The sequence below is a fragment of the Ruegeria sp. HKCCE4148 genome (genome assembly GCF_017872495.1).
In the GTDB taxonomy this organism is placed as follows: domain Bacteria; phylum Pseudomonadota; class Alphaproteobacteria; order Rhodobacterales; family Rhodobacteraceae; genus Ruegeria.
Window position 1 is genome coordinate 463758 of record NZ_JAEDOS010000002.1, and the last position, 25203, is coordinate 488960.

A 25203-nucleotide genomic window follows, 5' to 3' on the forward strand; every position below is an offset into this window, starting at 1 on the left:
GGCTTAGCGGGCAGGGACCTGTTGATCATCTTCGCCCAATCTGCCGTCCAAAGACATCATGATGGCAACCGGGCGCAGCGCTGGAATATGGCTGAAGACTATCAAAATACACACTGTCATCGGCACGCTCAGGAAAGCGCCGATCAGACCCCAAACGGTTGTCCAGAAGGTCAGGGCCAGAATAACCAGAAATGTCGACATGTTCAGCGAACGGCCCAGCATGGCGGGATCCAGAAAATTGCCGATCAGGAATTGCAATGTCCCACAACCCAAGACGATGACCAGAAACGGACCGATGGTCTCGAACTGAACCAGTGCGATCATAGCAGGAAAGAACACCGCGATGATCGACCCGATGGAAGGTATGAAGTTCAAGGCAAAGGTCAGGACAGCCCAGGTTTCTGCATATTCCAGACCCAGGGCCCGGAACACGCTATAGCTGATGCCTGCGGTAATCAGGCTGATCAGGGTTTTGACGCCAACATAGCGCTGGAGACTAATCGAGATTGCGTCCAGCATGGTTGAAAACTCAGCACCGGTTTTTGGGTCACCTGCGGCCAGTTGTATCTTTTTGCGAAAGGCCAGACGCTCGGCCATCAAGAAGGCGACATAGAGGCTGATGAGAAAGAACTGGTTCAACAGCGATGTGGCGCTGCCCAAAAGCAGGCGACCGACGAAATTCATGTCGATATTGACCAGATTGTCCCGAATGAATCGGGTTACGTCATTGCCCACCAGCCCGGTGATTCGTTCAACCGCGCCGTCGAACTGGTTCTCATATGTGCTGATCGACCGTGCAAATTGTGTTGCCTGACTGCCAAGCACGTACATAATCATGAACAAACCGGCCAAAACCACAGTGACACCGGCAATATTGGCCACCCAAACGGGTGCGCGGGTCAGGGCCGACACCCGATCGCTGAGCGCAAGGATCAGGACGTTGATCAGCAACGCCATGGCCAACGGGATCAGAAAAGCCGCGCCCGCGTAGAGACCCACAACAATCAGCGTTGCAATGATGCATGTGTCGCGGACAACAGACAGACGTAGCCTGGGTCGAACATTGGTGTCATTATGATCCGGGGTCATTTACCTTCCTGCATGTTCGACGCTGATTGGGCCGTTTCGGTCATTAACCACACAATCCTGCACGCGGCGCTGTTCGGATGCAATGCGTTCCCGCTCGCGCCTGACTGCTTTTGTCAATTTGATACCGATGACGGGTTCTGTGTTTTATTTCGGCAGGTTAGGGTTGCAGGATGACCAATTCCGCGAATCCTCTGTTTGGCCGTCCTGTCCAGGCCCTGTGGCTGGCGCTCCGCCGCTTTGGCAACAAGAACGGAGCCGTCATGAGCAGTCATGTCGCCATGTCACTGATGATGGCGCTGTTTCCGTTTGTACTGTTTACAGTTGCCTTGGCCGGTTCTCTGTCGCAGGGCTATGTGACTGATGAGTTGATCGAGTTGATTTTTGGCGCTTGGCCCAAGGACGTCGCTGACCCCATTGTGGCCGAGCTGCGCGCGGTTCTGGCCGGGTCGGGCACGGGTGTCATTACTTTGGGTGGTCTTCTGGCAATCTACTTTGCCTCGAACGGCGTGGCAGCAGTGCGCGCCGCCATGAATCAAGCCTACCACGATCAGGACAGCTGGCCGTTTTGGAAAACCCGGCTGTTGTGTCTGGTGCTGGTTATCCTAGGGGGTGCAGCAATTCTGGTCATCGCCGCCGTGGAGGTGATACTGCCAGTCTATACCAACTTGGTGGCTGCACATACTGATGTGGCAGTGACGCAGTGGCTATCGGTCGATCGCCTGCGCTGGACTTTTACCGTGGGCGTTCCTGCAGGCACGGTCCTTTTGGCGCATCTCATACTGCCGACCCGTCGGCACAGACTGACGCAAATCCTGCCCGGTGTGATCCTGACGCTGACCTTGTGGGCTGCCGGAGGATGGGCGTTTTCGATCTATATCAGCCAGTTCGCCACCTATAGCGCCACATATGCAGGGTTGGCGGGTGCCATGGCCGCGTTGATCTTTTTGTATCTTTGCTCGGCGTTGCTGATCCTTGGTGCTGAATTCAATGGTGCGTTGATGGATCTGAAAAACGCAGCAGATGGGGCCGTGACATGAGGCGTGTAGCTCTTTCAATTTGCCTGATGCTGGCAAGCGAGGCACAGGCCCAAAACTATGTTGGTTCGGAACAATGTGCTGACTGCCATCAAGCAGAAGCCGCAGCCTGGGCAAGTTCGCACCACGCGCTGGCCTGGACAGATGTGGATCACGGCGCGCTGGATGCAGATTTTGACGGTACGCGATTTGACCTTGATGGGATGACAGTCGCGTTCGCGGAAGATGCTGGCAGATATTCGGCCCGTGTCACCGAAAAGGACGGCGTAACAAAAGGCTATGACGTGCATTCTGTCGTCGGGATCGAACCGTTGCAGCAATACCTGTTCGAAACCGAAGCTGGGCGTCTGCAGAGCTTTGACGTGGTTTGGGATACCGAGCGCAAGCAATGGTATCATCTGTATCCTGATCAGGATTTGCCGCCCGATGACGGGTTGCATTGGACGGGCCCTTACAAGAATTGGAACAGCCGCTGCGCCGAGTGCCACGCCACGGGGTTTGAAAAGAACTATTCCGCGGAAACAAAATCCTATTCGTCGCAACAAGTTGAAATCGGCGTCGGGTGCGAGGCCTGTCACGGTCCCGGCTCAGCCCACATCGATTGGGTGAAGGGGCAGGGCGCTTCCGAAAATCTTGGACCTTCTGGTTTTTTGATCAGCTGGGGCAAAGGCCAGACCGAGGCAGAAATTCAGCAATGTGCCGGGTGCCATTCCCGGCGTGAAGCGCATGGCGATGGAAACCCTTTGCCCGGCACACCCTTTCACGACGCCTATAATCTAGCGCTGTTGAGACCCGGATCGTACCACCCGGACGGGCAGATATTGGATGAGGTCTATGTTTACGGCTCGTTCCTGCAATCCAAGATGTACGCGCAAGGCGTCGGTTGTATGAACTGTCATGAACCCCACAGCGCAAAACTGAAGGCGGAAGGAAACGGTGTTTGCACACAGTGTCATTCCCCGGCAGGGAACCCGGACTTTCCGACGCTTACAGCAAAGGAATATGATACGCCTGCACATCATAATCATCCTGAAAACAGTGACGGTGCACAGTGCAAAAGCTGCCATATGATCGAAAGGGTCTATATGGGCGTCGATGGGCGACGCGATCACAGCTTCCGCATCCCACGGCCTGATCTGGGGCTTGGCGTAGATGCCTGCACCGATTGTCATGAAGATCGGGATCAGGACTGGGCGGCCAAACTGATCGAAGGGTGGTTCCCGGATGACACTCATCGTGGCCCGCATTTTGGGACAGTTTTCAATGCCGCGGCTGAAGGCGGATTGGACACGCCCGAAGGTTTGCTGGCCGTTGCGATGGACCCCTCCAATGCCGGAATCGTGCGGGCGACAGCGGCCTACTTGCTGCAACCCTTCGCTTCCCCGGACTTGGCCACGGCGACTGCGTCATTGCTGCAAGACGACGACCCCCTTATCCGCGCCAACGCAGCCGCCCTGCAGCGTCAGGCCAACCCGGTTGAGCAGGTTCAGAGATTGGAGCCTTTGTTGTCGGACCCTCTGCGCAATGTACGTATTGCTGCTGCGAAAGAGTTTCTGACGATACCACCGCAAGCACTTACACCTCGGCAACAATCGCTGGCCGGGCAGGGCATGTCAGAATGGCAGCAGGCGATTGCGAACCGATTGGATTTCCCGGAAACCCACCTTGTTCTGGGGGGCATGGCTTTGACACTGCGCAATGCGCCTGCCGCCGAACAGGCCTTTCGCGAAGTCGTAACTTTGGATCCGCAAAGGGGCGAGGCGTGGCCCATGTTGGTGCAACTAGCGCATATCAACCGCGGTTCCGGCGCCGCGCGCGCTGTTCTGCGTGAGGCGCTAGAGCTGTTGCCCAACGACCCGAACCTTCAACAATTGTCGCAACAGCTTGGTCCCTGAGCCGGCACATCCCCGCCCGAATTGCTCCATTTTCACGGCAAAATTTCACGCTACGGACGGGATGAATGTGCTGTTCAGAGGTGAAACATGTCTAAAAATGCGAAAAAGCGACCAACTGCGGGTGTCAACTCGGTTACACTTGCCCAACGCATAGAAGAGCTGCGCGGGCGGGCACCGGTATACGTGTCACATGGTGAAGCGTTAATGTTGCAGGGTATGGCAAACGCCTCTTTCCGCGTTCAGTGCCTGACCGAAGAACGCATTCGTCTAGAGGATTAATCTCCGCCGCGAAACCCTGTTGCTACAACAAATTTTTCGGAACTGTCCGAGCGTGAAGCAGGCGGTTTCACGTTGGCGACTTTCTGGAATTTCTGCTTCAACAGCTTTTGCAAATCGCCCTCGGCGCCTCCGGCCAGAACCTTGGCTACGAAGGTGCCGCCGTCTTCCAACACATCAAACGCAAAGTAAGCCGCCGTTTCGCACAAGGCCATAATGCGCAAATGGTCCGTCTGTTTGTGACCCGAAGACGCGGCGGCCATGTCTGACATCACAACATCGGCCTTGCCACCCAGCCACTCTTTGACCTTTACGTCGGCGTCGTCTTCCATGAAGTCCAGAACATGGGCGGTTGCACCAGCAACGGGTTCGACCTCTTGCAAGTCTACGCCCAAAACTGTGCCGATCCGTTTACCGCTTTTCTCGCCCAGCGCGTTTACGCGTTTAACCGCGACTTGCAGCCAGCCTCCGGGCGCACAGCCCAAATCTACGACCCGCGCTCCCGGTACGAGAAACCTGAATTTATCGTCCAGTTCCAGTATCTTAAATGCAGCGCGACCGCGATACCCTTCGGCCTGTGCACGTTTCACATACGGATCGTTCAATTGCCGCTCAAGCCACCGGGTCGAGCTGAGCTTGCGCCCGCGCGCGGTTTTGACTTTGACCTTCAGGTCGCGCTGGCCGCGGCCTGAGGTGTTTTTTCCACTCGGTGTCTTCGCCATCAAAACGGTCCGTCTTCCAATACCCCGTCCGCGCTCATCTGCGCATAGAGCAGACCTTCACGCAGCCCACGATCCGCCACGGAAAGGCGGTCGGTGGGCCAGCATCTAAGTAAAGCCTGCAAAATGGCCGAGCCGGACATGATCAGAGCTTGCCGGTCATCTCCAATTCTGGGGTCCCGGCGTCGCCCGTGAGGGCCGAGTTCTAAATACCCGCGGATAACTTTGTCAATCTGATCGCTGGTCATGCGCAGACCGTCCACTTTAGTCCGGTCATACCGCTTGAGCCCAAGGTGCGAGGCTGCGACGGTCGTCACAGTGCCGCTGGTGCCGACGATCTGAAACCCCTCACGTGTCTGTTCGTCTTTGTAGGGTGCGAAGTCAGCAAGGTTTTCTTCAAAAAACCAACTCATCAGTGCGAAACGGGCCGCGTCGTCTTCAACGTCGTTGAATTGATCTCGTAGGGTGGCGACACCCAAGGGAACGCTGATCCAATCCACGACTTTCGCCGCTGGAAAAGGGCTGTCGGCTGTATGAAAACCATTGTGAAGCCGCATAATCGCCGCCGGACGATCACGGCGTGGGACGGACGAAATGTCGATCCAAACAAGCTCGGTCGAGCCACCACCAATGTCCACGACCAACAATTGTTCAGTCTTGGTCGAGACCAACGGAGCACAGGAAATCACCGCCAGGCGTGCTTCTTCTTCGGGTTGGATGATCTCAAGCGTCAACCCGGTTTCCCGCTTCACCTGCCGGATGAAGTCGCGCGAGTTCTTAGCGCGACGGCAGGCTTCGGTTGCGATCAAACGCATTCGATTGACCTTGTTGCGTTTCAGCTTTTGCTGGCAGATTCTCAATGCTTGTACGGTGCGAGCCATCGACGCCCGCGACAGCCGTCCGGTGCGTTCCAGACCCGCGCCCAACTGCACGGATTTGGAGAAGCTGTCGACCACATGGAACCCGCTCCCCTTGGGTTGGGCTATCAACATGCGGCAACTATTTGTCCCCAGATCCAGTGCTGCATAAAGGGCATCCGGATCGGGTCTTGCCGGCGCGGGGCTTTCGACCGCCTTCGGGAACGCGCCCGCACCTTTGGGACGCTTGGGCGCCATTCGTCACGCCCTCCGATTTTCGAGTTAACTTGACCCTAGGCGGGGGATTGCCGACGTGCAAGTGATTTCAATTTTGAAATTAACGTCAGTGTCACATGTCGTTCATACTGAAATGCGATTTGAGTGCCCGATCCCGATTTTGGGATTCTTTACTAGCTTACAGCCAGATACGGAGTCTGCCATGAATGATGAGCGTCCCCTTTCCTTTGACGAATTCGATGAAGTCGTAAATCCACGCCCTGAAGAATGCGAATTTGATCGTGTTGTCGAACGCGCATTGTCGCGTCGCGGTTTTCTGGGCGGCGTTCTTGCCATGGGAAGTTTTACGGCTGTTGGCGGTGCACTGATTCCTACGGGCGCACGCGCGGCAGCCGACCGGTTCTCGTTTGAAGCGATTCCGGTTTCCACTGCAGACGATGTTGTTGTTCCTGCAGGCTACAAAGCCGAGGTTATGGTGCGTTGGGGCGACCCGCTGTGGTCTGACGCGCCCGAGTTCGATCACGCGACCCGTGGCACCGCTGCAAGCCAAGAGCGTGCATTTGGCGACAACACTGACGGTCAGGACGTGTTCTTCCACGATGGCCACGTGCTGCTGGTCGTAAACAACGAATATACCAACCGTGACATCCTTTGGGGCAACAACCCTGATGCCAAGGCGGCCTCGGACGACGATGTGGCCAAGGGTATGATGGCGCACGGCGTGACTGTGGTCGAGATTGCCAACACGGACGGTACATGGGGCATCGTCAAAGACAGCCCGTACAACCGTCGTATTACACCGCAGACCGATATGACGATCACCGGCCCTGCGGCTGCTCATGACTTGATGAAAACCGCTGCGGACCCGACAGGCACCACCTCGAAAGGGACCTGGAACAACTGCGGCAATGGCATGACGCCGTGGGGCACCTACCTGGCCTGTGAAGAAAACTTTAACGGCTACTTTTCGGCAGAAGATGAAAACCACGAGGTTAGTGCAGAACTGAAGCGCTATGGCGTCTCGTCGAAAGATTGGGGCTATGGCTGGGCCAAGATCGATGATCGGTTCGACGTCTCGAAAAACCCCAACGAACCGAACCGCGCCGGTTATGTGGTCGAAATCGACCCGACCGACCCAACCTCGACCCCGCGCAAGCTGACCGCCCTTGGCCGTTTCAAGCACGAAAACGCCGAGTCGGTGGTGAACAATGACGGTCGTGTTGTCGTTTATATGGGCGATGACGAACGGGGTGAGTTCCTGTATCGCTTTGTTTCGGATGGCGTTTACGCCGCTGGCGTTGACACCGATGCCTTGCTGGAAAACGGCACCTTGTCTGTCGCCAAGTTCAACGATGATGGTACTGGTGAATGGCTCGATCTGACGCCGGAAACCACTGGTATGGCGTCACAGGCCGAGGTCAGCATCCACACCCGTCAGGCCGCTTCTGCTGTGGGCGCTACTACGATGGACCGCCCGGAGTGGGTTGCTGCAAACCCGAACGTAGCCGAGGTGTATTGCTGCCTGACCAACAACAAAAACCGTGGCGTGAAACCGAACGCGGGCGGTGATGATACTTCGATCAACGGCCCGAACCCGCGCGAGGCCAACAACTACGGCCAAATCGTACGCTGGCGTCCGGAAGGCGGAGATCACACCGCGTCGGGCTTTGCATGGGATCTGTACGTTCTAGCAGGTAACCCGACCGTGCATCAGGATGGGTATGGCGGATCTGACAATGTCAATGCAGACAACATGTTCAACTCGCCCGATGGTCTGAAATTCGACAGCAATGGCCTGCTGTGGATCCAGACCGACGGCAACTATGGCAACGAAGGTGACTTTGCCGGTCAGGGCAACAACCAGATGTTGGCCGGTGACCCGGTTACCGGTGAAATCCGCCGCTTCCTGGTCGGCCCGAATGAGTGTGAGATCACCGGCCTCAGCTGGTCACCGGATCGCCGTACCATGTTCGTGGGCATTCAGCACCCGGGTGAGGATGGCAACAGCCACTGGCCCGAAGGCGGTGATGCAGTTCCGCGTTCGGCGATCATCGCGGTGACTCGCGAAGATGGTGGTTTGGTCGGCTAAACCGCACTGACCTTTGAAATACCGCCCTGGACGGATAACTCCGTCCAGGGTTTTTGCGTTTTATGCAGCGCTTTCATAGTGACGTTGAGAATTATGATATGCGCGTCTGCCGTTTGTTTGTGTAAAAGCGCCCTTGGCTAGCTTTGGTAAAAAGGTCGCTGGAAAAGCGTCGTGTGTCGAAAACCGACCGACCAAAGCTAAGTTTGAAGTTTAGAACCGGCCCATCGGGTTAGGAGGAATCACAGCAATGCCTGACGTCACAATCGTGTATTGGCGCGACATTCCCGCTCAGGTCATCGTCGGCAAAGGCCGTCGTGGCGCAAAGCGGCAGTTGGAAGAACGGTTCGAGCAAGCCATCGACCGGGCTGCCATGAAGGTGAACGCCAAGGACAGTGATGCCTACCTGGCCGAATGGCGCAAAGCCGCACCCTTTGCAGTAGATGGCGATCCCGCCGAGATTGCCGAGACCGAGGCGGTGCGTCTGGAAACAGAATACGATCAGGACCGCGTCAAAGCGCTGATCGCCAATGACGGTTGGGCGTAAGCCCAGATTTTAAGGGAGGCCGAAATGGCTTTGCTGAACTTCAAAAAACGTGATGCGGTCGAAACCGGCCCTGTGAACCCAACCGTCGAAGCCTTTTTGCAGGGCTATTCGATCGAGGTGATGCCGCGTACCGCTGAAAAGGTCGACGATTTCCGCGCTTTGCTGCCTGAAGGCACACGCGTCTATATCGCTCATATCGAGGGCACCCCGATTGAGGACATGGTCAAGACCGCCAAGCGCATCGCGGCCGACGGCTATCAGGTGATGCCGCACTTCCCGGCGCGGATCATCAAAGACGCGGCGACGCTGGAAAACTGGATTTCCATGTACCAGGGCGAAGCGGGCGTTGATCAGGCGTTGCTGCTGGCCGGTGGCGTTACCAACCCGCATGGCGACTTCGACAGCTCGATGCAATTGTTGGAAACCGGCCTGTTCGACAAGGCTGGCTTCAAGCGCCTGCACGTGGCCGGTCACCCGGAAGGCAACAAGGACATCGACCCCGATGGCTCGACCAAGAACGTGGACGATGCTCTGCGCTGGAAGCAGAAGTTCAACGAAACCACCGATGCCGAAATGGCGCTGGCAACCCAGTTTGCCTTTGACGCTAAGCCGATTATCGCATGGGCTGACAGCCTGAAAGGGGCGGGTATCGATCTGCCGATCCATATCGGCATCGCGGGTCCGGCAAAGCTGCAAACGCTGATTAAGTTTGCCATCGCGTGTGGCGTTGGCCCGTCGCTGAAGGTTCTACAGAAACGCGCTATGGACGTGTCCAAGTTGCTGCTTCCTTATGAGCCGACTGACGTGATTACGGAACTGGCCGAGCACAAAGCGGCCAACCCGGATTTCAACATCACCAACGTGCATTTCTTCCCGCTGGGTGGAATCAAAACCAATGCCAACTGGGCGATCAATAACGGCGGCGCTTCGGCAAAGCCTGTAAACTCCTAAGGAACGGAAATGACCCGTACAGTCGTAGAATCAAAAACAAAAACCGCCGTTCTGGGCTTTGACGAACCGTTCTGTGTGATCGGTGAGCGGATCAACCCGACCGGCCGCAAAAAGCTGGCGGCCGAACTGGAAGCGGGCGATTTCTCGACCGTTGAGAAAGACGCGCTGGCGCAGGTGATGGCGGGCGCAACCGTTCTGGATATCAACGCAGGCGTTGTCTACAACTCGAACCCCAACCCGAACGAGACCGAGCCGCCGCTGATGCGCAAGATCGTTGAACTGGTGCAGGGTCTGGTCGAAGTGCCGCTGTGCATCGACTCGTCGGTTCCGGGTGCCTTGGAGGCCGGTCTTGAGGCGGCTGAGGGTCGTCCGCTGCTGAACTCGGTCACTGGTGAAGAAGAGCGGCTGGAACTGGTTCTGCCGCTGGTCAAAAAGTACAACGTACCGGTTGTGGCGATCTCGAACGATGACACCGGTATCTCGGAAGACCCCGATGTACGCTTTGACGTTGCCAAAAAAATCGTTGAGCGTGCTGCTGACTTCGGCATCCCGGCACATGACATCGTGGTAGACCCACTGGTTATGCCGATTGGAGCTATGGCGACTGCCGGTCAACAGGTGTTTGCTCTGGTCCGTCGTCTGCGCGAAGAGCTGGGCGTGAACACCACCTGCGGTGCCTCGAACATCTCGTTTGGTCTGCCAAACCGTCACGGCATCAACAACGCCTTCCTGCCGATGGCAATGGGCGCTGGCATGACCTCGGCCATCATGAACCCGGTCGCGTTGCCGGTGACACAGAAAAAGATCGCCGAGAAGAAAGAAGCCGTGGCCGCAGCTGGCATCATTCTGCCTGAAGGCATGGATGACGAAGCATTTGTACAGATGTTCGGTTTGGGTTCGACCAAGCCGCGCGCTGGCAAAGAGATGGAGGCCATTCGGGCCGCCAACCTGCTGACCAACAACGACCCGCATGGCGGCGAGTGGATCCGGTTCAACAAAGCGCCTGACGAAGCCGGTGCCGCCGGTGGCCGTCGCGGTGGTGGCCGTCGCCGCCGCGCCTGATCGGATCTAATTTGACACCAAAGGCCGGGCCCAGTGCCCGGCCTTTTTGACTCTGATCAATGTCGATTGCGCAGAAGGTTTCACAATAGCCAGATCATTCGCACAAAGATCAGGTGGCACCATGAGTAAACATCATCCCCCGAAACTTTCGGATGCAGACCTGACTAAGCGTCTAAACAAGAAGAATTATTTTGATCAACTGATCGATTTACAAGCCAAGCTTGCCAGAATTCAACAAGCTTATCTTTTTCATGGCCTCAAGGGCGTTTTGGTTTTTGAAGGGTGGGATGCTGCAGGAAAAGGGGGAACTATTCGCCGGATCAGCCAAGCGCTGGACCCGCGAAGTTTCAAGGTTTGGCCCATCGGTGCCCCGCGAAACTACTACCTCAACCGGCACTATCTTTTGCGATTTTGGGAACGTTTGCCGCCTGCGGGCGCGATCTCGGCTTTTGACCGCAGCTGGTACGGTCGGGTTCTGGTCGAGCGGATTGAAAAACTGACACCGGAAGAACGGTGGCGCGCGGCCTATCAGGAAATCAATGATTTTGAACGCATGCTCGTCGATGACGGCACGCGGATCGTGAAGCTGTTCTTTCACATCTCACAAGAAGAACAGATGCGTCGCTTTACCGAGCGGCTGACAAACCCTTTGAAACGCTGGAAGCTGACGTACGAAGACTTTCGAAATCGCGAAAAGTGGGATGTTGCTGAGGTTGCCGTTGACGAAATGCTGGCGCGCACCTCGACCGAGTTGGCCCCATGGCACGTCATACCTGCGAACAACAAGAAACACGCTCGTATCAAGGCGATGCAAGCCATTGTTGAAGCGTTTTCTGATGGTGTTGACCTGAACCCTCAGCACTTGGACAAACGGACCTTGGAAGCTGCCGGAGAAGCGCTTGACGTAGACCAATCGTTGATCGACAGCCTGCGCGCCCGGACTGAGTGATAATTTCGCCTGATCTGTCTCGCGCCGGCTTGAACCTCTGTCATTACTGGTGATATCTCAAAAGGCGCGGCGGGTATGATGTAATGGTAGCCTGTCAGCTTCCCAAGCTGAACGCGCGGGTTCGATTCCCGCTACCCGCTCCAGAGCACGCCACGGCCATGCGGAGTCTAACGGATCTGGTTTTCCTTTGCCCCGGTCAAAGAATCTCGCGCAACCAAGCGGGTGGACAGTTCAACGGAACGTCCGGGCGCGCTTGTTTCAATCATATGTATCAATTCCAATGCTGCTTTTTGACCCATTTTACGATGGGGGACATGAACCGTTGTCAAAGTAGGTGAAACTATACAGGCCAATTCGATGTCATCGAACCCGGTGATCGAGATTTCGTCAGGCACGCTTAGTCCCATCTCTTGCGCTTGGCGCATTGCGCCCACGGCCAGAACATCATTGCCACACAGAACCGCCGTCGGGGCAGGGGTTTGAGACATGAGATTCTTGAAAGCGTCGGCACCGCTTTCGATTTCATAAGTGGTTTCCACTACGATCAGGTCGTCTGGCAGCAGTCCGCTTTCCGCCATCGCGTCTTTGATGCCCGCGATTCTCAACCGAGCACGGTCGTTGCCTTTGCTGATGCCTGAAATCGTGGCGAGACGTCGATGCCCAAGCGCGATAACTTGTTGTGCCAGGGTTTTCATCGCTTGCCGGTTGTCGAATCCGACCGAAGGTGTGCGGTTGCTTGGGTTGAAAGACCAAGCAACCAGCGCTGGTATCTTTTGCCGTTCCAGATAGTCATAGATCCGTTCTTCACGGTCATGACCGATCAGCAAAAGCCCGTCAGCGCCGCGCGCAACCAGAGTTCTGATCTGCTCTTCCTCGGCTTCGGGTTTGTAGGCAGAGCTTGAGACAAGCAGCGTGTAACCGCGTTTGTGAATCTCTTCTTGAAACGCCTGCAAACCGCGCGCAAAAATGGAGTTTTCCATCGTTGGAATGATTGCACCGATTGTGAAAGACCGCTTTGCCGCCATCACTCGGGCTGCAAAGTTTGGCGTATATCCCAGTTCATCAACCGCGCACAAAACACGCTGGCGCGTCGTTTCAACAACGCGTTGCGGATTGTTCAGACAGCGCGACACCGTGGCGGTGGAAACACCCGCCGCCTTGGCAACGTCATCCAGCGTCGGTGCGGATCGGTGCTTTGACATTTTCAAACTCTTAGTTCCGTTTGCCCTAAGTTATGCGCTTTTTGGGTGTGATGAAAGTGGTTATGTAAGCGCTTGCATTTATCATGTAAGCGCTTACAAATGAATTTGAGAGCCGATTCTATTGGGAGCCCCGAATATGTTTGTCGCTGCATCTGCTGTCGTTTTTGCGATCTACTTCGCCAACGTCGCCCTTGGTGCCTATGCGAACAGCGCGTTTCTTGGGGACGTTGGAGAGATGTTGGTTCTGTTCGCGGCGTCGATCTTGTTCGTTGTCGCAATTCTGAAAAAGGAAGCTGACCGCGACGCAACAAACGGTAGCTGAATTTTTGCTTGGGAGGGCAATTCATGAACAACGACAAGACCGAACTGGCGTCAGCCGAACGCCGTAATTTTCTAAAGCTGAGCGCAAGTGGTGCGTTCACAGCTGCCTTGGTAGCCGGGGCAGGCGGGGTGTTGTGGTCGTCGGAGGCCGCAGCGCAGACCGCTAAGGAAGAGCGCGAGCGCGAGCAAGCTGCAGACCATGTGATGACGGTCGCCACGGCCTACGTTCTGGGCGCCTCACGCAGCTATCCAATCATGCAGCTGGACCTGAAAGAGAACATCCAGAACGCCACTAATGGCAAAGTCTATGTCAAACTGGCACCGGGCGGGCAGTTGGGTGCTGGCGGTTCCCTCGTTCAGAAAGTGCAGGGCGGGACCATTCAGGCGGCGCAGCATTCGCTTTCGAACTTCGCGCCTTTTGCGTCGACTGTTGACCTGATCAACATGCCGTATCTGTGCGGTTCGAACCAGCGTTTTACCAATCTTGTCCATTCTGACACGTGGAAGAACGAAGTTCATCCCAAGGTCGAAGCTGCGGGCTTCAAGGCCCTGTTCTACGTTAACATTGACCCGCGTGTTGTCGCGGTTCGGCAGGGTGGCAATGCGGTCATCACGCCGGGCGATATGAGTGGCATAAAGTTCCGCGTTCCCGGCTCTAAGATGCTCCAGCAGTATTACCGTATGGTTGGTGCCAACCCGACGCCTGTTGCCTGGGGTGAGACGCCTTCGGCCATCAAGCAGGGTGTCGCGGATGCGCTTGACCCCTCGGTCGGGGCGCTGTTTGTCTTTGGCTTCAAGGACATCCTGAGCCATGTAACCTTCACACAGGCGGTTCCGGACAGTCAGGTTTATTCCTGTAACCTCGAGTGGTTCAACTCGATGCCCGCTGATGTTCAGGAAGGCATCATGTGGGGGTCTGAAATGACTGCGCATCAGAACCTCTCCAAAGTTCCGTCAGCACGTGCATACGCCATGGCCGAGTTGAACAAGGCAGGCGTCCAATTCCACGCGCTCAGCGAAGACCAACTGGCCGAATGGCAGGATGCGGGCGGCTATCAGAACGCCGATTGGGATCCGTTCAAGACCGAACTGGCCGGGTCGATGGAAAACTTCGAAAAGCTGGTCGAAGCCGCCGGAACGCAGGGCAAATACTACGTTCACGACGCCTAAGGCGCTATCCGTGGACGCCATCCGGGCGTCCACGATTGTTTTCTGCAGTCAGTCCGTTATCGGCCCGCCACGACGGGCGAGGGTCTGGCTGTGCTGTCGCCGGAGGATCAGATGGCCATTCTTCATAACATAGACCGAAACGCAGAGCGCTGGTTGCTGTTGGTGTTCTACGTGATGCTGGTGATCACCATGGCGATCGAAGTGCTGCGGCGTGAGATCTTCGCTTACTCCTCGATCTGGGGCGAAGAGATCGTACGCTATTCCTTCATCTACCTCGCCTGGATCGGGGCCGCCGCTGCGGTCAAGGAACGTGCGCATATCCGCATTGATGTCATCATGCATTACCTTGGACCGCGCCCCAAGGCGTTACTGTATATTTTCGGCGATCTGGTGATGTTCGTCGTGGCCGTGATCGCGCTCTATTGGTCTTACGAGGCGGTTCACGTCTCGGCCAAATTCGGCTCGGTGACGGATGGTCTGCGGGTTTCCAAAGTCTGGTTCCTCATGGCCGTTCCAACTGGGTTTGCGCTGATGATCTGGCGGCTGATCCAATCCCTGATACGCGATCTGAAATGTCTGCGAGACGGCACCCCCGTCTTCGAAGGCGACAAGCTGTTTGACTGAGGAGAAATTGAATGCTTTGGAATTCCCTCAATCAAACCGTTGAACTCGGCTGGGATTTCTATGTCCCTGTAATTCTTTTCGTTGCTTTGATCGCCATGGCCGTGCCTGTATGGGCCGCTATTGGGTCGGCAGCTATTGTAATGCTGATCATGTCTGGCGACTTGCCGCTAAGCTTGGTGGGCGAAAGCCTTTTCACCGGTATCGATGCATTCGCGCTGACCGCTGTGCCCCTGTTCATCCTGACCGGAGACGTTCTGGTTCGTACAGGATTGTCGCGCAAGTTTTTGGACGTGGCCGAGGCGCTGACCTGCTTCGCCAAGGGCGGGTTCGGCTCGGCCACCGTGCTTGTCTGCGGCATGTTCGCGGCGATCTCGGGTTCGGACGCGGCGGGCGCTGCTGCCGTGGGTCGGATGACCATCAACCGTCTGGTCGAAAGCGGGTATCCGCGCCCATATGCCTGTGCGCTGGTCGCAGCCGGGGCCTGTACCGGCATTCTGATCCCGCCGTCGATTGCCTATATCATCATCGGGCTTGTGCTGGGTATTTCCGCCTCGACACTGTTTCTGGCCGCTCTGATCCCAGGACTGGCCATTCTGGTATCGATCCTGATCACCAACATCATCATGAATCGTCTATACGCCTATGAGGGCGGCGGCATGATGACTATGAGCGAATGGCTGTCCAACTTGGGCAAAGCCCTCAAATCAGGCTGGTACGCTTTTATCGTGCCGGGCATCATTTTCTACGGCATCTTTTCGGGCCGACTGACGCCGACCGAGGCCGGTGCGACCGCCGTGGTGGTCACCATCATCATGGGGTTCATTCTGCGCACGCTGACGCTGGCTGACTTCCCGTCCATGTTGGTCAGCTCGGCGAAAGTGAACGGGGTGATCCTGCCCATCATCGCTTTTTCCGCGCCGTTGGCCGAAGCGCTGGCAATCATGGGCGTGCCCCAGGGGTTCGTGGCCTCGGTAACGTCGCTGACGGATGATCCTTATCTGCTGATCCTGTTGATGATCGGCATTCTGATCGCTGCGGGGTGCGTGATGGAAACGACGCCCAACATCGTGATCCTGGCACCGATCCTGAAACCCTTGGCCGACAATATCGGTATGAACGAGATCCAGTTCTGCATCATGATGATCACCGCGCTGGGTGTTGGTTTCATCACGCCACCGCTGGGTCTGAACCTGTTCGTTGTGTCTGGCATTACCGGCGAGTCGATTCTGAAGATTGCCGCCCGGGCCGTGCCTTTCGTATTGACTATGCTGATCGTGGTGCTCTTGATCGCCTACGTACCAGCTGTCTCGACCACCTTGCTTCCTGAAATCTACCAATAGGACCTTTGCAACATGCCCCGTGACTATCTGAAAAAGGCAACCCTGACGGCGCAGTCTCATGCGACCGAGGTGCATGATACGGTCAAGACAATCCTGTCTGATATCGAGACCGGAGGCGACGCCAAGGCATTGGAATACGCCGCCAAATTCGACAAGTTCGACGGAAATGTCCTGATGACCCAGGACGAGATCGACGCGGCCATAGCGTTGGTGCCCGAGAAACTAAAAGCCGATATCCGCTTTGCCCATGACAATGTGCGTCGCTTTGCCGAAACACAAAAAGCCACTGTGTCGGACGTTCAGACCGAGATCGTGCCCGGAGTTGTGGCGGGACAAAAGGCCATACCCGTAGATGCGGCAGGGTGCTACGTGCCCGGCGGGCGCTACAGCCATATCGCCAGTGCGATCATGACTGTAACCACGGCCAAGGTTGCCGGGTGCCGCCACATCACCGCCTGCTCTCCGCCCCGTCCGGGCGAAGGGGTCGCGCCAGCGATCGTCTATGCGGCCCATATTTGCGGGGCCGACAGTATTCTGGCGATGGGCGGCGTGCAGGGCGTGGCCGCAATGACCTTTGGTCTATTCGGCCTTCCACGCGCAAACATCCTTGTTGGGCCGGGCAACCAGTTCGTGGCCGAGGCCAAGCGCATTCTTTACGGCAAAGTCGGTATCGATATGATCGCAGGACCAACTGACTCCCTGATTCTGGCCGATAGCAGCGCAGATGCACATGTGGTCGCCACAGACTTGGTCAGTCAGGCCGAGCATGGGTATAACTCTCCGGTTTGGCTGGTGACGGATGATCGTGCTCTGGCTCAGAAAGTCATGGACCTGGTGCCGCAGCTGATCGACGATTTGCCCGAATTGAATAAGGAAAACGCTGCAGCCGCGTGGAGGGACTATGCAGAAGTCATCGTCTGCGATAATCGCGAAGACATGGCTGCGTGTTCCGATGAATACGCCCCCGAACACCTGACCGTGCAGGCCGAGGATCTGGATTGGTGGCTGGACCGGCTGACTTGTTATGGTTCGCTGTTTTTGGGTGAGGAAACTACTGTATCCTACGGCGACAAAGCCACCGGAACCAATCATGTTCTGCCGACCTCTGGCGCGGCCAGCTATACCGGTGGTCTGAGTGTCCACAAATATATGAAGATCGTGACGTGGCAGCGGGCAACACGCGAAGGGTCCAAGCCCATTGCCGTCGCCACCGCGCGGATTTCTCGGTTGGAAGGGATGGAAGGGCATGCACGCGCCGCAGATGTGCGTTTGGCCAAGTATTTCCCGGATGAGCAGTTCGATCTGACCGCAGATGGATGACCCGCGCGCCTTGTTTGACCTGACGGGCAGGGTGGCTTGTGTCACCGGCGCAAGCTCGGGGCTGGGGCGGCAAGTGGCACACGCGCTTGCAGCCGCAGGCGCGCAGGTTGTTGGCGTGGCTCGACGCCAAGATGCGTTGGCGCAGCTGCAAGCCGAGATTGGCTCTCGGGCCGCTTCGGTGGAAGCCGATGTTGCTGATCGTGACGGAATTGAGCACGTGGCGGAAGCCGTCAGTGCCAAGTTCGGCGCGCCCGACATTTTGGTACATGCGGCTGGGCTAAACACGCGTGAGGTCGCCGATGATGTGACGCCAGAAGGGTGGGACGCCACGCTGGCGGTGAACCTCAGCGCACCGTTTTTTCTAAGTCAGGCCATGGTGCCTGCGATGAAAGAAAAGGGGTGGGGGCGCATTGTCAATTTTGCTTCGCTGCAAACAACGCGCGCCTTTCCCGGCGGTATCGCCTATGGCGCAACCAAGGCGGGGATCGGGCAATTGACCCGGGCGATGGCCGAGGCATGGTCGCCCTTTGGCATTACTGCAAATGCCATCGGACCGGGGTTCTTCCCCACAGAACTGACGCAGGCCGTGTTCGATGACCCCGAGCGTGCCAAGCGGAATGCGGCGCAAACCTGCATCGGACGCAATGGTCGGATGCAGGATATCGACGGACCGATTCTTTTCCTGTGTTCACGGGCCTCGGACTATGTGACCGGGCAGGTTTTGATGGTGGATGGGGGGTTCACAGCCAAATGAAAGCACTGGTTTACAAAGGTGTAGAGCAGATGGAGTTCGGGGATGTGCCGAATGCAGTACCCGATGCATCTGAACATCTGATCCGGATTGAAGCCGTAGGCATCTGTGGATCAGACATGCACGCGTATCTTGGCCATGATGCGCGGCGACCGGCTCCTTTGATCCTTGGCCATGAGGCCGCCGGGGTGATTGTCGAGGGTCTTCGCGCAGGAGATCGCGTGACGATCAATCCGCTGGTGAGCTGCGGTCAATGTCCAGCCTGCGTGGCAGGTCGTGAAAATCTGTGCCCGGATCGTCAGATCATTTCAATGCCACCACGCGAAGGGGCCTTTGCGCAGTTTGTCTCGATGCAGGACAGAAATCTGGTTGTTGTACCGGATCATGTCTCGTTTGCGAAGGCCGCTTTGGCCGAACCACTGGCCGTCAGTTGGCATGCGGCGCGGCTGGCGCTGGAAGCGTTGCACCCGGCGATGCCCCGTCGCGCTCTGGTCATTGGCGGCGGCGCGATCGGGCTTGCCGCCGCATTGGCCTTGCGTGCGATGGAGGTCGAAGATGTCACAATTGCAGAACCCAATGCCTTGCGCCGGACTTATCTGCAGAAGGTTGAGGACTTCAAAATCGCGGACGCTGCGATTGGAAACTTCCCGCTCGTTATCGACGCTGTGGGATATGCGGCAACACGATCCGTCGCATCAGCTGTCGCAGACCCCGGCGGCGTGATTGCGCATGTTGGTCTTGGCGAAGACACCGGCGGTCTGGACGTGCGTCGCATGACGTTGCAAGAAATCACCTTCATCGGCACATACACCTATACGGCTAAGGATTTCCGCCAAACGGCAGAAGCGATCTTTGACGGACGGCTTGGTGCGTTGGACTGGGCAGAGGAACGTGCCCTGGCCGACGGAGCGCAGGCATTTCGTGATATCCGCTCTGGTGCTGTGGCCGCTCCCAAGATTATCCTGAGACCCTGGGCATAGTCCCGCCAGATTTGGAGGCCTCGATGTATAAAAAAGTTCTTGTCCCTATGGCATTGGATCACGGCATATCGCAGCACACGCTGGAAGTTGCACGTGCATTGTCGGAAAACGGGTCCGACATAATCGCGTTGCACGTTTATGAAATGCCGCAGGGGTCTGTCAGTGCCTATCTGGACAAATCCCTTGTCGCAGAAGGTTTTGAACGAGCGCGACTGAAATTGCTTGAAAAAGTCGAGGGCCTTGAAGGGGTGAAGTCCGAAATCGTCAAAGGCCATACGGCCCGAACGATCATTGATTATGCCACAAGCCAGGGTGTCGATTGTATCGTCATTGGTTCTCACCAACCGGGGTTGAGCGACTATTTCCTAGGATCGACAGCTTCACGCGTTGTTCGTCACGCGCCGTGCGCCGTGCATGTGCACCGCGGTTTGACTTGATTTCTGGCATTGACGGCCATTGAACTTGGAAGTTCTGCAAGGAACGACCGGCTAACGTAAGCCGGTCGCTCCAATGCATGATTACCCGCGACGCCGACGGCGACGACCACCACCGGCTTCGGCGTCGGCACCGCCGGTGTTGAAGCTTGGGTTGGGCAGCCTGACAACCTGCGCCAGTTCCGGGAATGGATCAGTTTTGTGTGGAATCGCGTTGGCCGCGACAAAATGATCCTGGAACTTGGGTTCAATGGCGGTTTCAATTTTCGTGATCTTGCGTACGACGCGTTCAATCTCAGTCCGCGCTGCGATATTGCACAGTGCAATACGTGCGCCGGTTCCTGCGGCGTTGCCCGCGCTTGAGACTTTCTCAAGCGGCGCATCCGGTATCATGCCTAGTACCATTGCGTGTTTGGTTGAGATATGCGCCCCAAACGCGCCGGCCAAAACCACACGGTCCACACGGTCGACATCCATTTCATCCATCAGCAGGCGTGCACCGGCATAAAGAGCCGATTTTGCCAGCTGGATCGCGCGGATGTCGCCTTGGGTGACGGTGATACGCGGGCCACCTTCGGCGCTGGCATCGTGGATCAGATAGGCATGGGTTCGGCCTTCGGGGACACAGCGTGCTGTGCCAGTCTGCTCGGCCGAGCCAATCAACCCGCTTTCGTCCAGCAAGCCTGCAATGCGCATTTCGGCAACGGCTTCGATGATGCCGGAACCACAGATGCCGGTGATTCCTGTGGTTGCGATATCAAGGTCAAACCCGTCCTCATCCGACCATTTCTCGGATCCGATCACGCGAAAGCGGGGTTCTTTTGTGACTGGGTCGATCTCAATCCGCTCAATTGCGCCGGGGGCTGCGCGCTGGCCCGAGCTGATCTGAGCGCCTTCGAATGCAGGTCCGGTGGGCGACGAACAGGCCAGAACGCGGCTGGTGTTGCCCAACAGGATTTCCGCGTTGGTGCCGACGTCCACAATCAATACCAGATCTTCGGATTTGCCTGGTTCTTCTGACAGCGCCACGGCGGCGCAATCCGCGCCCACATGGCCTGCAATACAAGGAAGGATATAAACCTGCGCGCGTGGATTCATGGTCGTCAGATCCATGTCACGCGCGGGCAGGGACATGCTCTCCGAAGTTGCCAGCGCAAAAGGTGCTTGCCCAAGCTCAACCGGATCCAGCCCCAACAGCAAGTGGTGCATGACCGGGTTACAAACAAATACGGTTTCCACGATCAGGGATGCGTCGATCTCGGCCTCTTGGGCAATTGAGGTCGTCAGATCGTTGATCGCTTCGCGTACGGCCTTGGTCATTTCCTGATCGCCACCAGGATTCATCATCGAATATGAAACGCGGCTCATCAGGTCTTCGCCAAACCGGATCTGCGGGTTCATCAGACCCGAGGACGCCTTGACCTCGCCGGTTTCCAGGTCGGTCAGGTGGGCCGCAATGGTGGTCGAGCCGAGGTCGATCGCCAAGCCATAGAGCCCGCCTTCATGCAGGCCCGGCCAGATTTCGACAATTCGGGCAACGCTGTCGTTGTGGCCCTTGTGAACGGCCACTGTGACCTCCCATTTGCCTTTGCGCAGAACGGGCTGAAGCTTGGACAATAGCGATAGATCGGCTGTGACAGCTTCGATCTTCCATTGTTCGCGCAGGGTACGTTCCAAACGCTCAAGATCCCCGGTGGGCGAGTGCATGTCGGGTTCTTCGACGACCACGAAATACAAGCGTGTCGCGGGATCCATGGTGATAGCACGCGCCGCCGCAGCCTTGCGTACAACTTGACGATGCACCTGGCTTTCGGGCGGGACGTCGATCACCACATCGCCTTGCACCGACGCCTGACACCCCAGACGACGACCCGGTTTCAGACCACGTTTATCGTCATAGCGCTGTTCAACCGCGTTCCACTCGCTCAGCGCGTTTTCGGATACGGTGACACCATGCTTGGGAAATTCGCCATAGCTGGGTGTGATCTGGCATTTAGAGCAGATCCCACGCCCGCCACAGACCGAATCCAGATCCACACCCAACTGGCGGGCCGCAGTGAGAATCGGGGTCCCGACGGGGAAGTGTCCGCGTTTGCCAGAAGGCGTAAAGACTACAAGAGGATCGGTGGTCATCAGTGACATACCTTTTCATATTCGCGCGTATGGGGCGCAAGATATGATGTTGAGCGCAAAGGGAAAGGGCTATCAGCGGCACGATTTGCTCAGCTAGCGGCGTTTTCTGCACAGCGATGGCTCAGAGTTGCGCTGGGGGGCTTTCCCTTTGGTTAAATCCATGCGATAGGGTCGCCGTCAAACGGGCTTTTGCATGGGGTTTTCAGATGCAGATTCGTGAGGCACTCACCTTTGACGACGTTCTCCTGGTTCCGGGCGCATCTTCTGTGCTGCCGGCAACGGCGGATACCACCACGCGGGTGACGCGTGAAATCACAATGAACATCCCGCTGCTAAGCTCAGCTATGGATACTGTGACCGAAGCCCGCATGGCCATCGCCATGGCACAGGCAGGTGGCATCGGGGTCATCCACAAGAACCTTTCGGTCGAAGAGCAGGCCCGTGAAGTGCGGCGTGTCAAACGGTTTGAATCGGGCATTGTTTATAACCCGGTGACATTGCGCGCGGATCAGACGCTGGCGGATGCACAGGCCTTGGTGGAACGCTATAACTTCACCGGCTTCCCTGTTGTGGATGCGGAAGGTCGTGTCGTGGGTATCGTGACCAACCGTGACATGCGCTTTGCAACATCGGACGATACTCCGATCAAGGCGATGATGACGGCTGACAATTTGGCCATGCTGCAAGAACCCGCTGATCTGGAAGAAGCCAAAAGCCTTATGCGGGCACGACGCATCGAAAAGCTGCTTGTGGTTGACGGCCAGGGGAAACTAACTGGCCTTCTGACGCTGAAGGACACAGAACAGGCCGTCCTGAACCCCACCGCTTGCAAAGATCGGCTTGGTCGTTTGCGAGTGGCTGCTGCAACTTCGGTGGGTGATGCAGGATTTGAGCGGTCCGAACAGCTGGTTGATTCCGGCGTCGACATCATTGTGGTCGATACGGCGCATGGTCATTCTCAGGGTGTTCTGGACGCCGTCAAACGCGCGAAAACCCTGTCGAATGAGGTTCAAATCATTGCAGGAAACGTCGCCACGGGCGAGGCGACCAAAGCGTTGATCGATGCGGGTGCTGATGCCATCAAGGTAGGTATCGGCCCTGGGTCGATCTGTACGACGCGCATGGTGGCGGGTGTTGGCGTGCCTCAGTTGACTGCTATCGGAGATTGCGCCGCCGCAGCGGGTGACGTTCCGGTCATTGCAGATGGGGGCATCAAATTCTCGGGCGATTTTGCCAAGGCAATTGCGGCGGGGGCCTCCTGCGCCATGGTCGGCTCGATGATTGCAGGCACCGATGAAAGCCCGGGCGAAGTGATTCTGTATCAGGGTCGTTCGTTCAAATCCTATCGTGGGATGGGCAGTCTGGGTGCCATGGCACGTGGATCGGCTGATCGTTACTTTCAGAAGGACGCAGCCAACGACAAACTGGTACCGGAAGGCATCGAAGGGCAGGTGCCCTACAAAGGGTCGGCCAGCGCTGTGATTCATCAACTTGTGGGCGGTTTGCGCGCAGCGATGGGGTACACGGGGTGTGCGACCGTTGAAGAGATGCGCAAAAACTGCAACTTTGTCAAAATCACCGGTGCAGGTCTGAAGGAAAGCCATGTGCATGACGTTCAGATCACCCGCGAAAGCCCGAACTATCGGGTGATGTAATCTGTGGACCTGTTGCATGCGGCGCCCAGATACGGGCGCCGTTTTGCGTTCACCAACACCTTAAGGAAGTCGACATGACCCCGGCAGCTCGTGTTCAGGCCGCGATTGAAATCCTCAACGAGATTCTGGACGGTGCTCCGGTTGAAAAAGCGTTGACCGGATGGGCCCGTCGCAGCCGTTTTGCGGGCTCAAAGGATCGCGCGGCAGTACGGGATCACGTTTTTGACGCCCTGCGATGTCAGCGGTCCTTTGCAGCACTTGGTGGCGCCGACACCGGACGCGGTTTGATGATCGGAGCGATCCGGGCACAGGGTGGTGATGTTTCCGAAGTGTTCACCGGCGACCGTCACGCGCCTGAGCCGGTGCTACCCACAGAGTCGCCACGCGCCTTCCGGTCCGACGCCGAACGGCTTGATATTCCCGAATGGCTTTGGCCTCGATTTTCCGCCTCGTTAGGGCCTGACACACAGGCGTCGGCCGAGGCCTTGCAGTCTCGCGCGCAGGTACACCTGCGGGTGAACCTGCTGAAAGCTGATCCGGCGTCTGCGATTGCCGCACTCCGGGCGGATGGCGTTACGGTCCAGCCGCATGCGTTTTGCACAACAGCTTTGGAAGTGACTGATGGCGCGCGTAAGATCGCGCAAGGTCGCGCCTATCAAGATGGGTTGGTGGAGTTGCAGGATGCGGCCAGTCAGGGGGTTGTTGCAGCGCTGGATCTTCAGCCAGGCATGCGTGTTCTTGACTATTGCGCCGGGGGCGGCGGCAAAGCGCTGGCTATGGCCGCGCATGAGGGGGTAGAGGTCTTCGCCCACGATGTAAATGCGGGGCGCATGCGTGACCTTCCCGCGCGAGCAGAACGCGCGGGAGCCAACGTCAAGATATTGACTTCAAAAGATATTGCTGAACACGAGCCCTATGGCATCGTGCTGGCTGATGCACCCTGTTCCGGCAGCGGATCATGGCGGCGTGCACCTGCTGGAAAGTGGTCGTTGACCGAAGAACGCTTGCATGACCTCACGCTTGTTCAGGCAGGTATTCTGGAAAGCATTTCCCCCTTGATCCGATCAGGCGGCGTTTTGGCTTACGCTACTTGCTCGGTCCTGGCTGACGAAAACGGGGCTGTAGTCGATGACTTTTTGCAGCAAAACCCCGAATGGACAGAAACGTTCCGCAAATCATGGCAGGTCACACACGGGTCTGATGGTTTTTTCACCGCGCACTTGACGCGCTGACCTTTCGGCAAATAACAACCTTAGGTAGAAGTTCGCTTTTCGCGTTTTGTTAAGCGCGCGTTAACCATTTGTGCTGTTACTGCCGATACCTTTGCCCTTGAGCCTTTTTAATGCCTGATACTGCCGCTTTGTTACGCGACCCTACTGCTGCCCATCAACCCTCAGCGATGCGCGTAGGATCGTTGCTGGTGTTGGCTTTATTAATCACGATAGCACCTTTCACAGATTTGGTGCCGCCCAACTGGGGCGCAGGCCTGAAAGTGGCGGGTCTCTCTCTGCTAGGTGTTCTGCTTTGTTTCGTAGCCAAAAAACAGGTGGAGCTCAGATTCGAACTGCGTA

At 57.0% G+C, this 25203-nt stretch carries 23 protein-coding genes and 1 tRNA gene; 19 read left to right on the forward strand and 5 right to left on the reverse strand.

The features are described from left to right. Window positions 1–3 precede the first annotated feature (3 nt). Entirely contained in the window at window positions 4–1089 is a 1086-nt protein-coding gene (locus tag I9187_RS07410; protein WP_171174139.1) for an AI-2E family transporter, read from the reverse strand. Window positions 1090–1259: 170 nt separating this feature from the next. Here I9187_RS07410 and I9187_RS07415 point away from each other — a divergent pair, with 170 nt between their 5' ends. The 3 genes from I9187_RS07415 to I9187_RS07425 all read left to right on the forward strand — a co-directional run bounded on the left by I9187_RS07415 (window position 1260) and on the right by I9187_RS07425 (window position 4297). Beyond that, window positions 1260–2126 (forward strand): YihY/virulence factor BrkB family protein, encoded by an 867-nt coding sequence (locus tag I9187_RS07415; protein ID WP_171619080.1) that lies wholly within the window; start codon window positions 1260–1262, stop codon window positions 2124–2126. Next, window positions 2123–4018, forward strand: coding sequence for a cytochrome c3 family protein (locus tag I9187_RS07420; RefSeq protein ID WP_171174136.1), 1896 nt, complete (start codon window positions 2123–2125; stop codon window positions 4016–4018). Before I9187_RS07415 ends, I9187_RS07420 begins: the two co-directional genes overlap by 4 nt. Window positions 4019–4105: 87 nt before the next feature. Continuing rightward, window positions 4106–4297, forward strand: a complete 192-nt coding sequence (locus tag I9187_RS07425; protein WP_171174134.1) for a hypothetical protein — start codon at window positions 4106–4108, stop codon at window positions 4295–4297. Here the strand turns inward: I9187_RS07425 and I9187_RS07430 are convergent. After that, complete coding sequence (locus I9187_RS07430; RefSeq protein WP_171174132.1) at window positions 4294–5016, reverse strand: RlmE family RNA methyltransferase; 723 nt, start codon at window positions 5014–5016, stop codon at window positions 4294–4296. The genes I9187_RS07425 and I9187_RS07430 overlap by 4 nt on opposite strands. Beyond that, window positions 5016–6128: a Ppx/GppA phosphatase family protein gene (locus I9187_RS07435; protein ID WP_171174130.1), complete on the reverse strand. Its 1113-nt coding sequence runs from the start codon at window positions 6126–6128 to the stop codon at window positions 5016–5018. Before I9187_RS07435 ends, I9187_RS07430 begins: the two co-directional genes overlap by 1 nt. Window positions 6129–6309: 181 nt before the next feature. Here I9187_RS07435 and I9187_RS07440 point away from each other — a divergent pair, with 181 nt between their 5' ends. The 6 genes from I9187_RS07440 to I9187_RS07465 all read left to right on the forward strand — a co-directional run bounded on the left by I9187_RS07440 (window position 6310) and on the right by I9187_RS07465 (window position 11845). After that, window positions 6310–8196 (forward strand): PhoX family phosphatase, encoded by a 1887-nt coding sequence (locus I9187_RS07440; protein WP_171174128.1) that lies wholly within the window; start codon window positions 6310–6312, stop codon window positions 8194–8196. 247 nt (window positions 8197–8443) lie between these two features. Further along, the gene (locus tag I9187_RS07445; RefSeq protein WP_171174126.1) at window positions 8444–8740 is read left to right on the forward strand and encodes a virulence factor; all 297 of its coding nucleotides are present in this window, start codon (window positions 8444–8446) and stop codon (window positions 8738–8740) included. Between the two features lie 24 nt (window positions 8741–8764). Next, the gene (locus I9187_RS07450; RefSeq protein ID WP_171619076.1) at window positions 8765–9691 is read left to right on the forward strand and encodes a methylenetetrahydrofolate reductase; all 927 of its coding nucleotides are present in this window, start codon (window positions 8765–8767) and stop codon (window positions 9689–9691) included. Between the two features lie 9 nt (window positions 9692–9700). Beyond that, window positions 9701–10753: a methyltetrahydrofolate cobalamin methyltransferase gene (locus I9187_RS07455; protein WP_171174122.1), complete on the forward strand. Its 1053-nt coding sequence runs from the start codon at window positions 9701–9703 to the stop codon at window positions 10751–10753. A 121-nt stretch (window positions 10754–10874) separates the two neighbouring features. Further along, window positions 10875–11702: a polyphosphate kinase gene (locus I9187_RS07460; RefSeq protein ID WP_171174120.1), complete on the forward strand. Its 828-nt coding sequence runs from the start codon at window positions 10875–10877 to the stop codon at window positions 11700–11702. A gap of 69 nt (window positions 11703–11771) precedes the next feature. Next, window positions 11772–11845, forward strand: a tRNA-Gly gene (locus I9187_RS07465). Between the two features lie 24 nt (window positions 11846–11869). On the opposite strand, the gene I9187_RS07470 is transcribed toward I9187_RS07465, so the two are convergent. Further along, window positions 11870–12904, reverse strand: coding sequence for a LacI family DNA-binding transcriptional regulator (locus I9187_RS07470; RefSeq protein ID WP_171619074.1), 1035 nt, complete (start codon window positions 12902–12904; stop codon window positions 11870–11872). A 136-nt stretch (window positions 12905–13040) separates the two neighbouring features. On the opposite strand from I9187_RS07470, the gene I9187_RS07475 reads away from it, so the two are divergent. The 8 genes from I9187_RS07475 to I9187_RS07510 all read left to right on the forward strand — a co-directional run bounded on the left by I9187_RS07475 (window position 13041) and on the right by I9187_RS07510 (window position 19847). Then, window positions 13041–13226 carry a hypothetical protein gene (locus I9187_RS07475; RefSeq protein WP_171174115.1) on the forward strand — a complete coding sequence of 62 codons (186 nt, stop codon included), beginning with the start codon at window positions 13041–13043 and terminating at the stop codon, window positions 13224–13226. A gap of 23 nt (window positions 13227–13249) precedes the next feature. Next, window positions 13250–14395 carry a TRAP transporter substrate-binding protein gene (locus I9187_RS07480; RefSeq protein WP_171174113.1) on the forward strand — a complete coding sequence of 382 codons (1146 nt, stop codon included), beginning with the start codon at window positions 13250–13252 and terminating at the stop codon, window positions 14393–14395. Between the two features lie 111 nt (window positions 14396–14506). Continuing rightward, window positions 14507–15019 carry a TRAP transporter small permease gene (locus I9187_RS07485; RefSeq protein ID WP_171174111.1) on the forward strand — a complete coding sequence of 171 codons (513 nt, stop codon included), beginning with the start codon at window positions 14507–14509 and terminating at the stop codon, window positions 15017–15019. Window positions 15020–15030: 11 nt separating this feature from the next. Then, complete coding sequence (locus I9187_RS07490) at window positions 15031–16359, forward strand: TRAP transporter large permease (protein ID WP_171174109.1); 1329 nt, start codon at window positions 15031–15033, stop codon at window positions 16357–16359. Between the two features lie 12 nt (window positions 16360–16371). Next, window positions 16372–17679 carry a histidinol dehydrogenase gene (hisD, locus tag I9187_RS07495; RefSeq protein WP_209940127.1) on the forward strand — a complete coding sequence of 436 codons (1308 nt, stop codon included), beginning with the start codon at window positions 16372–16374 and terminating at the stop codon, window positions 17677–17679. Beyond that, window positions 17672–18433: an SDR family oxidoreductase gene (locus I9187_RS07500; RefSeq protein ID WP_171174105.1), complete on the forward strand. Its 762-nt coding sequence runs from the start codon at window positions 17672–17674 to the stop codon at window positions 18431–18433. The genes hisD and I9187_RS07500 overlap by 8 nt, the downstream gene beginning before the upstream one ends. Then, a complete protein-coding gene (locus I9187_RS07505; protein ID WP_171174103.1) occupies window positions 18430–19410 on the forward strand; it encodes an alcohol dehydrogenase catalytic domain-containing protein in 981 nt (326 codons plus the stop codon). The genes I9187_RS07500 and I9187_RS07505 overlap by 4 nt, the downstream gene beginning before the upstream one ends. Before the next feature lie 23 nt (window positions 19411–19433). Beyond that, window positions 19434–19847: a universal stress protein gene (locus I9187_RS07510; protein ID WP_171174101.1), complete on the forward strand. Its 414-nt coding sequence runs from the start codon at window positions 19434–19436 to the stop codon at window positions 19845–19847. An 81-nt stretch (window positions 19848–19928) separates the two neighbouring features. Here the strand turns inward: I9187_RS07510 and I9187_RS07515 are convergent, their stop codons facing one another. After that, on the reverse strand, window positions 19929–21977 hold the full coding sequence (locus tag I9187_RS07515) for an ASKHA domain-containing protein (protein WP_171174099.1): 2049 nt from the start codon (window positions 21975–21977) through the stop codon (window positions 19929–19931). A 206-nt stretch (window positions 21978–22183) separates the two neighbouring features. Between I9187_RS07515 and guaB the strand changes: the two genes are divergently transcribed. Continuing rightward, the gene (guaB, locus tag I9187_RS07520) at window positions 22184–23632 is read left to right on the forward strand and encodes an IMP dehydrogenase (RefSeq protein ID WP_171174097.1); all 1449 of its coding nucleotides are present in this window, start codon (window positions 22184–22186) and stop codon (window positions 23630–23632) included. 74 nt (window positions 23633–23706) lie between these two features. Next, entirely contained in the window at window positions 23707–24864 is a 1158-nt protein-coding gene (locus tag I9187_RS07525) for an RsmB/NOP family class I SAM-dependent RNA methyltransferase (protein WP_171727493.1), read from the forward strand. Window positions 24865–25203 lie beyond the last annotated feature (339 nt).

What these genes read in the sequence shown, in the direction of transcription:
- I9187_RS07440 (WP_171174128.1), top strand. Translation starts at nt 6,310, where the DNA reads ATGAATGATGAGCGTCCCCTTTCCTTTGACGAATTCGATGAAGTCGTA.
- I9187_RS07430 (WP_171174132.1), bottom strand. Translation starts at nt 5,016, where the DNA reads ATGGCGAAGACACCGAGTGGAAAAAACACCTCAGGCCGCGGCCAGCGC.
- I9187_RS07455 (WP_171174122.1), top strand. Translation starts at nt 9,701, where the DNA reads ATGACCCGTACAGTCGTAGAATCAAAAACAAAAACCGCCGTTCTGGGC.
- I9187_RS07420 (WP_171174136.1), top strand. Translation starts at nt 2,123, where the DNA reads ATGAGGCGTGTAGCTCTTTCAATTTGCCTGATGCTGGCAAGCGAGGCA.
- I9187_RS07425 (WP_171174134.1), top strand. Translation starts at nt 4,106, where the DNA reads ATGTCTAAAAATGCGAAAAAGCGACCAACTGCGGGTGTCAACTCGGTT.
- I9187_RS07490 (WP_171174109.1), top strand. Translation starts at nt 15,031, where the DNA reads ATGCTTTGGAATTCCCTCAATCAAACCGTTGAACTCGGCTGGGATTTC.
- I9187_RS07445 (WP_171174126.1), top strand. Translation starts at nt 8,444, where the DNA reads ATGCCTGACGTCACAATCGTGTATTGGCGCGACATTCCCGCTCAGGTC.
- I9187_RS07410 (WP_171174139.1), bottom strand. Translation starts at nt 1,089, where the DNA reads ATGACCCCGGATCATAATGACACCAATGTTCGACCCAGGCTACGTCTG.
- I9187_RS07415 (WP_171619080.1), top strand. Translation starts at nt 1,260, where the DNA reads ATGACCAATTCCGCGAATCCTCTGTTTGGCCGTCCTGTCCAGGCCCTG.
- I9187_RS07475 (WP_171174115.1), top strand. Translation starts at nt 13,041, where the DNA reads ATGTTTGTCGCTGCATCTGCTGTCGTTTTTGCGATCTACTTCGCCAAC.
- I9187_RS07500 (WP_171174105.1), top strand. Translation starts at nt 17,672, where the DNA reads ATGGATGACCCGCGCGCCTTGTTTGACCTGACGGGCAGGGTGGCTTGT.
- I9187_RS07470 (WP_171619074.1), bottom strand. Translation starts at nt 12,904, where the DNA reads ATGTCAAAGCACCGATCCGCACCGACGCTGGATGACGTTGCCAAGGCG.
- I9187_RS07460 (WP_171174120.1), top strand. Translation starts at nt 10,875, where the DNA reads ATGAGTAAACATCATCCCCCGAAACTTTCGGATGCAGACCTGACTAAG.
- I9187_RS07505 (WP_171174103.1), top strand. Translation starts at nt 18,430, where the DNA reads ATGAAAGCACTGGTTTACAAAGGTGTAGAGCAGATGGAGTTCGGGGAT.
- I9187_RS07480 (WP_171174113.1), top strand. Translation starts at nt 13,250, where the DNA reads ATGAACAACGACAAGACCGAACTGGCGTCAGCCGAACGCCGTAATTTT.
- I9187_RS07485 (WP_171174111.1), top strand. Translation starts at nt 14,507, where the DNA reads ATGGCCATTCTTCATAACATAGACCGAAACGCAGAGCGCTGGTTGCTG.
- I9187_RS07525 (WP_171727493.1), top strand. Translation starts at nt 23,707, where the DNA reads ATGACCCCGGCAGCTCGTGTTCAGGCCGCGATTGAAATCCTCAACGAG.
- I9187_RS07435 (WP_171174130.1), bottom strand. Translation starts at nt 6,128, where the DNA reads ATGGCGCCCAAGCGTCCCAAAGGTGCGGGCGCGTTCCCGAAGGCGGTC.
- I9187_RS07515 (WP_171174099.1), bottom strand. Translation starts at nt 21,977, where the DNA reads ATGACCACCGATCCTCTTGTAGTCTTTACGCCTTCTGGCAAACGCGGA.
- I9187_RS07450 (WP_171619076.1), top strand. Translation starts at nt 8,765, where the DNA reads ATGGCTTTGCTGAACTTCAAAAAACGTGATGCGGTCGAAACCGGCCCT.
- guaB (WP_171174097.1), top strand. Translation starts at nt 22,184, where the DNA reads ATGCAGATTCGTGAGGCACTCACCTTTGACGACGTTCTCCTGGTTCCG.
- I9187_RS07510 (WP_171174101.1), top strand. Translation starts at nt 19,434, where the DNA reads ATGTATAAAAAAGTTCTTGTCCCTATGGCATTGGATCACGGCATATCG.
- hisD (WP_209940127.1), top strand. Translation starts at nt 16,372, where the DNA reads ATGCCCCGTGACTATCTGAAAAAGGCAACCCTGACGGCGCAGTCTCAT.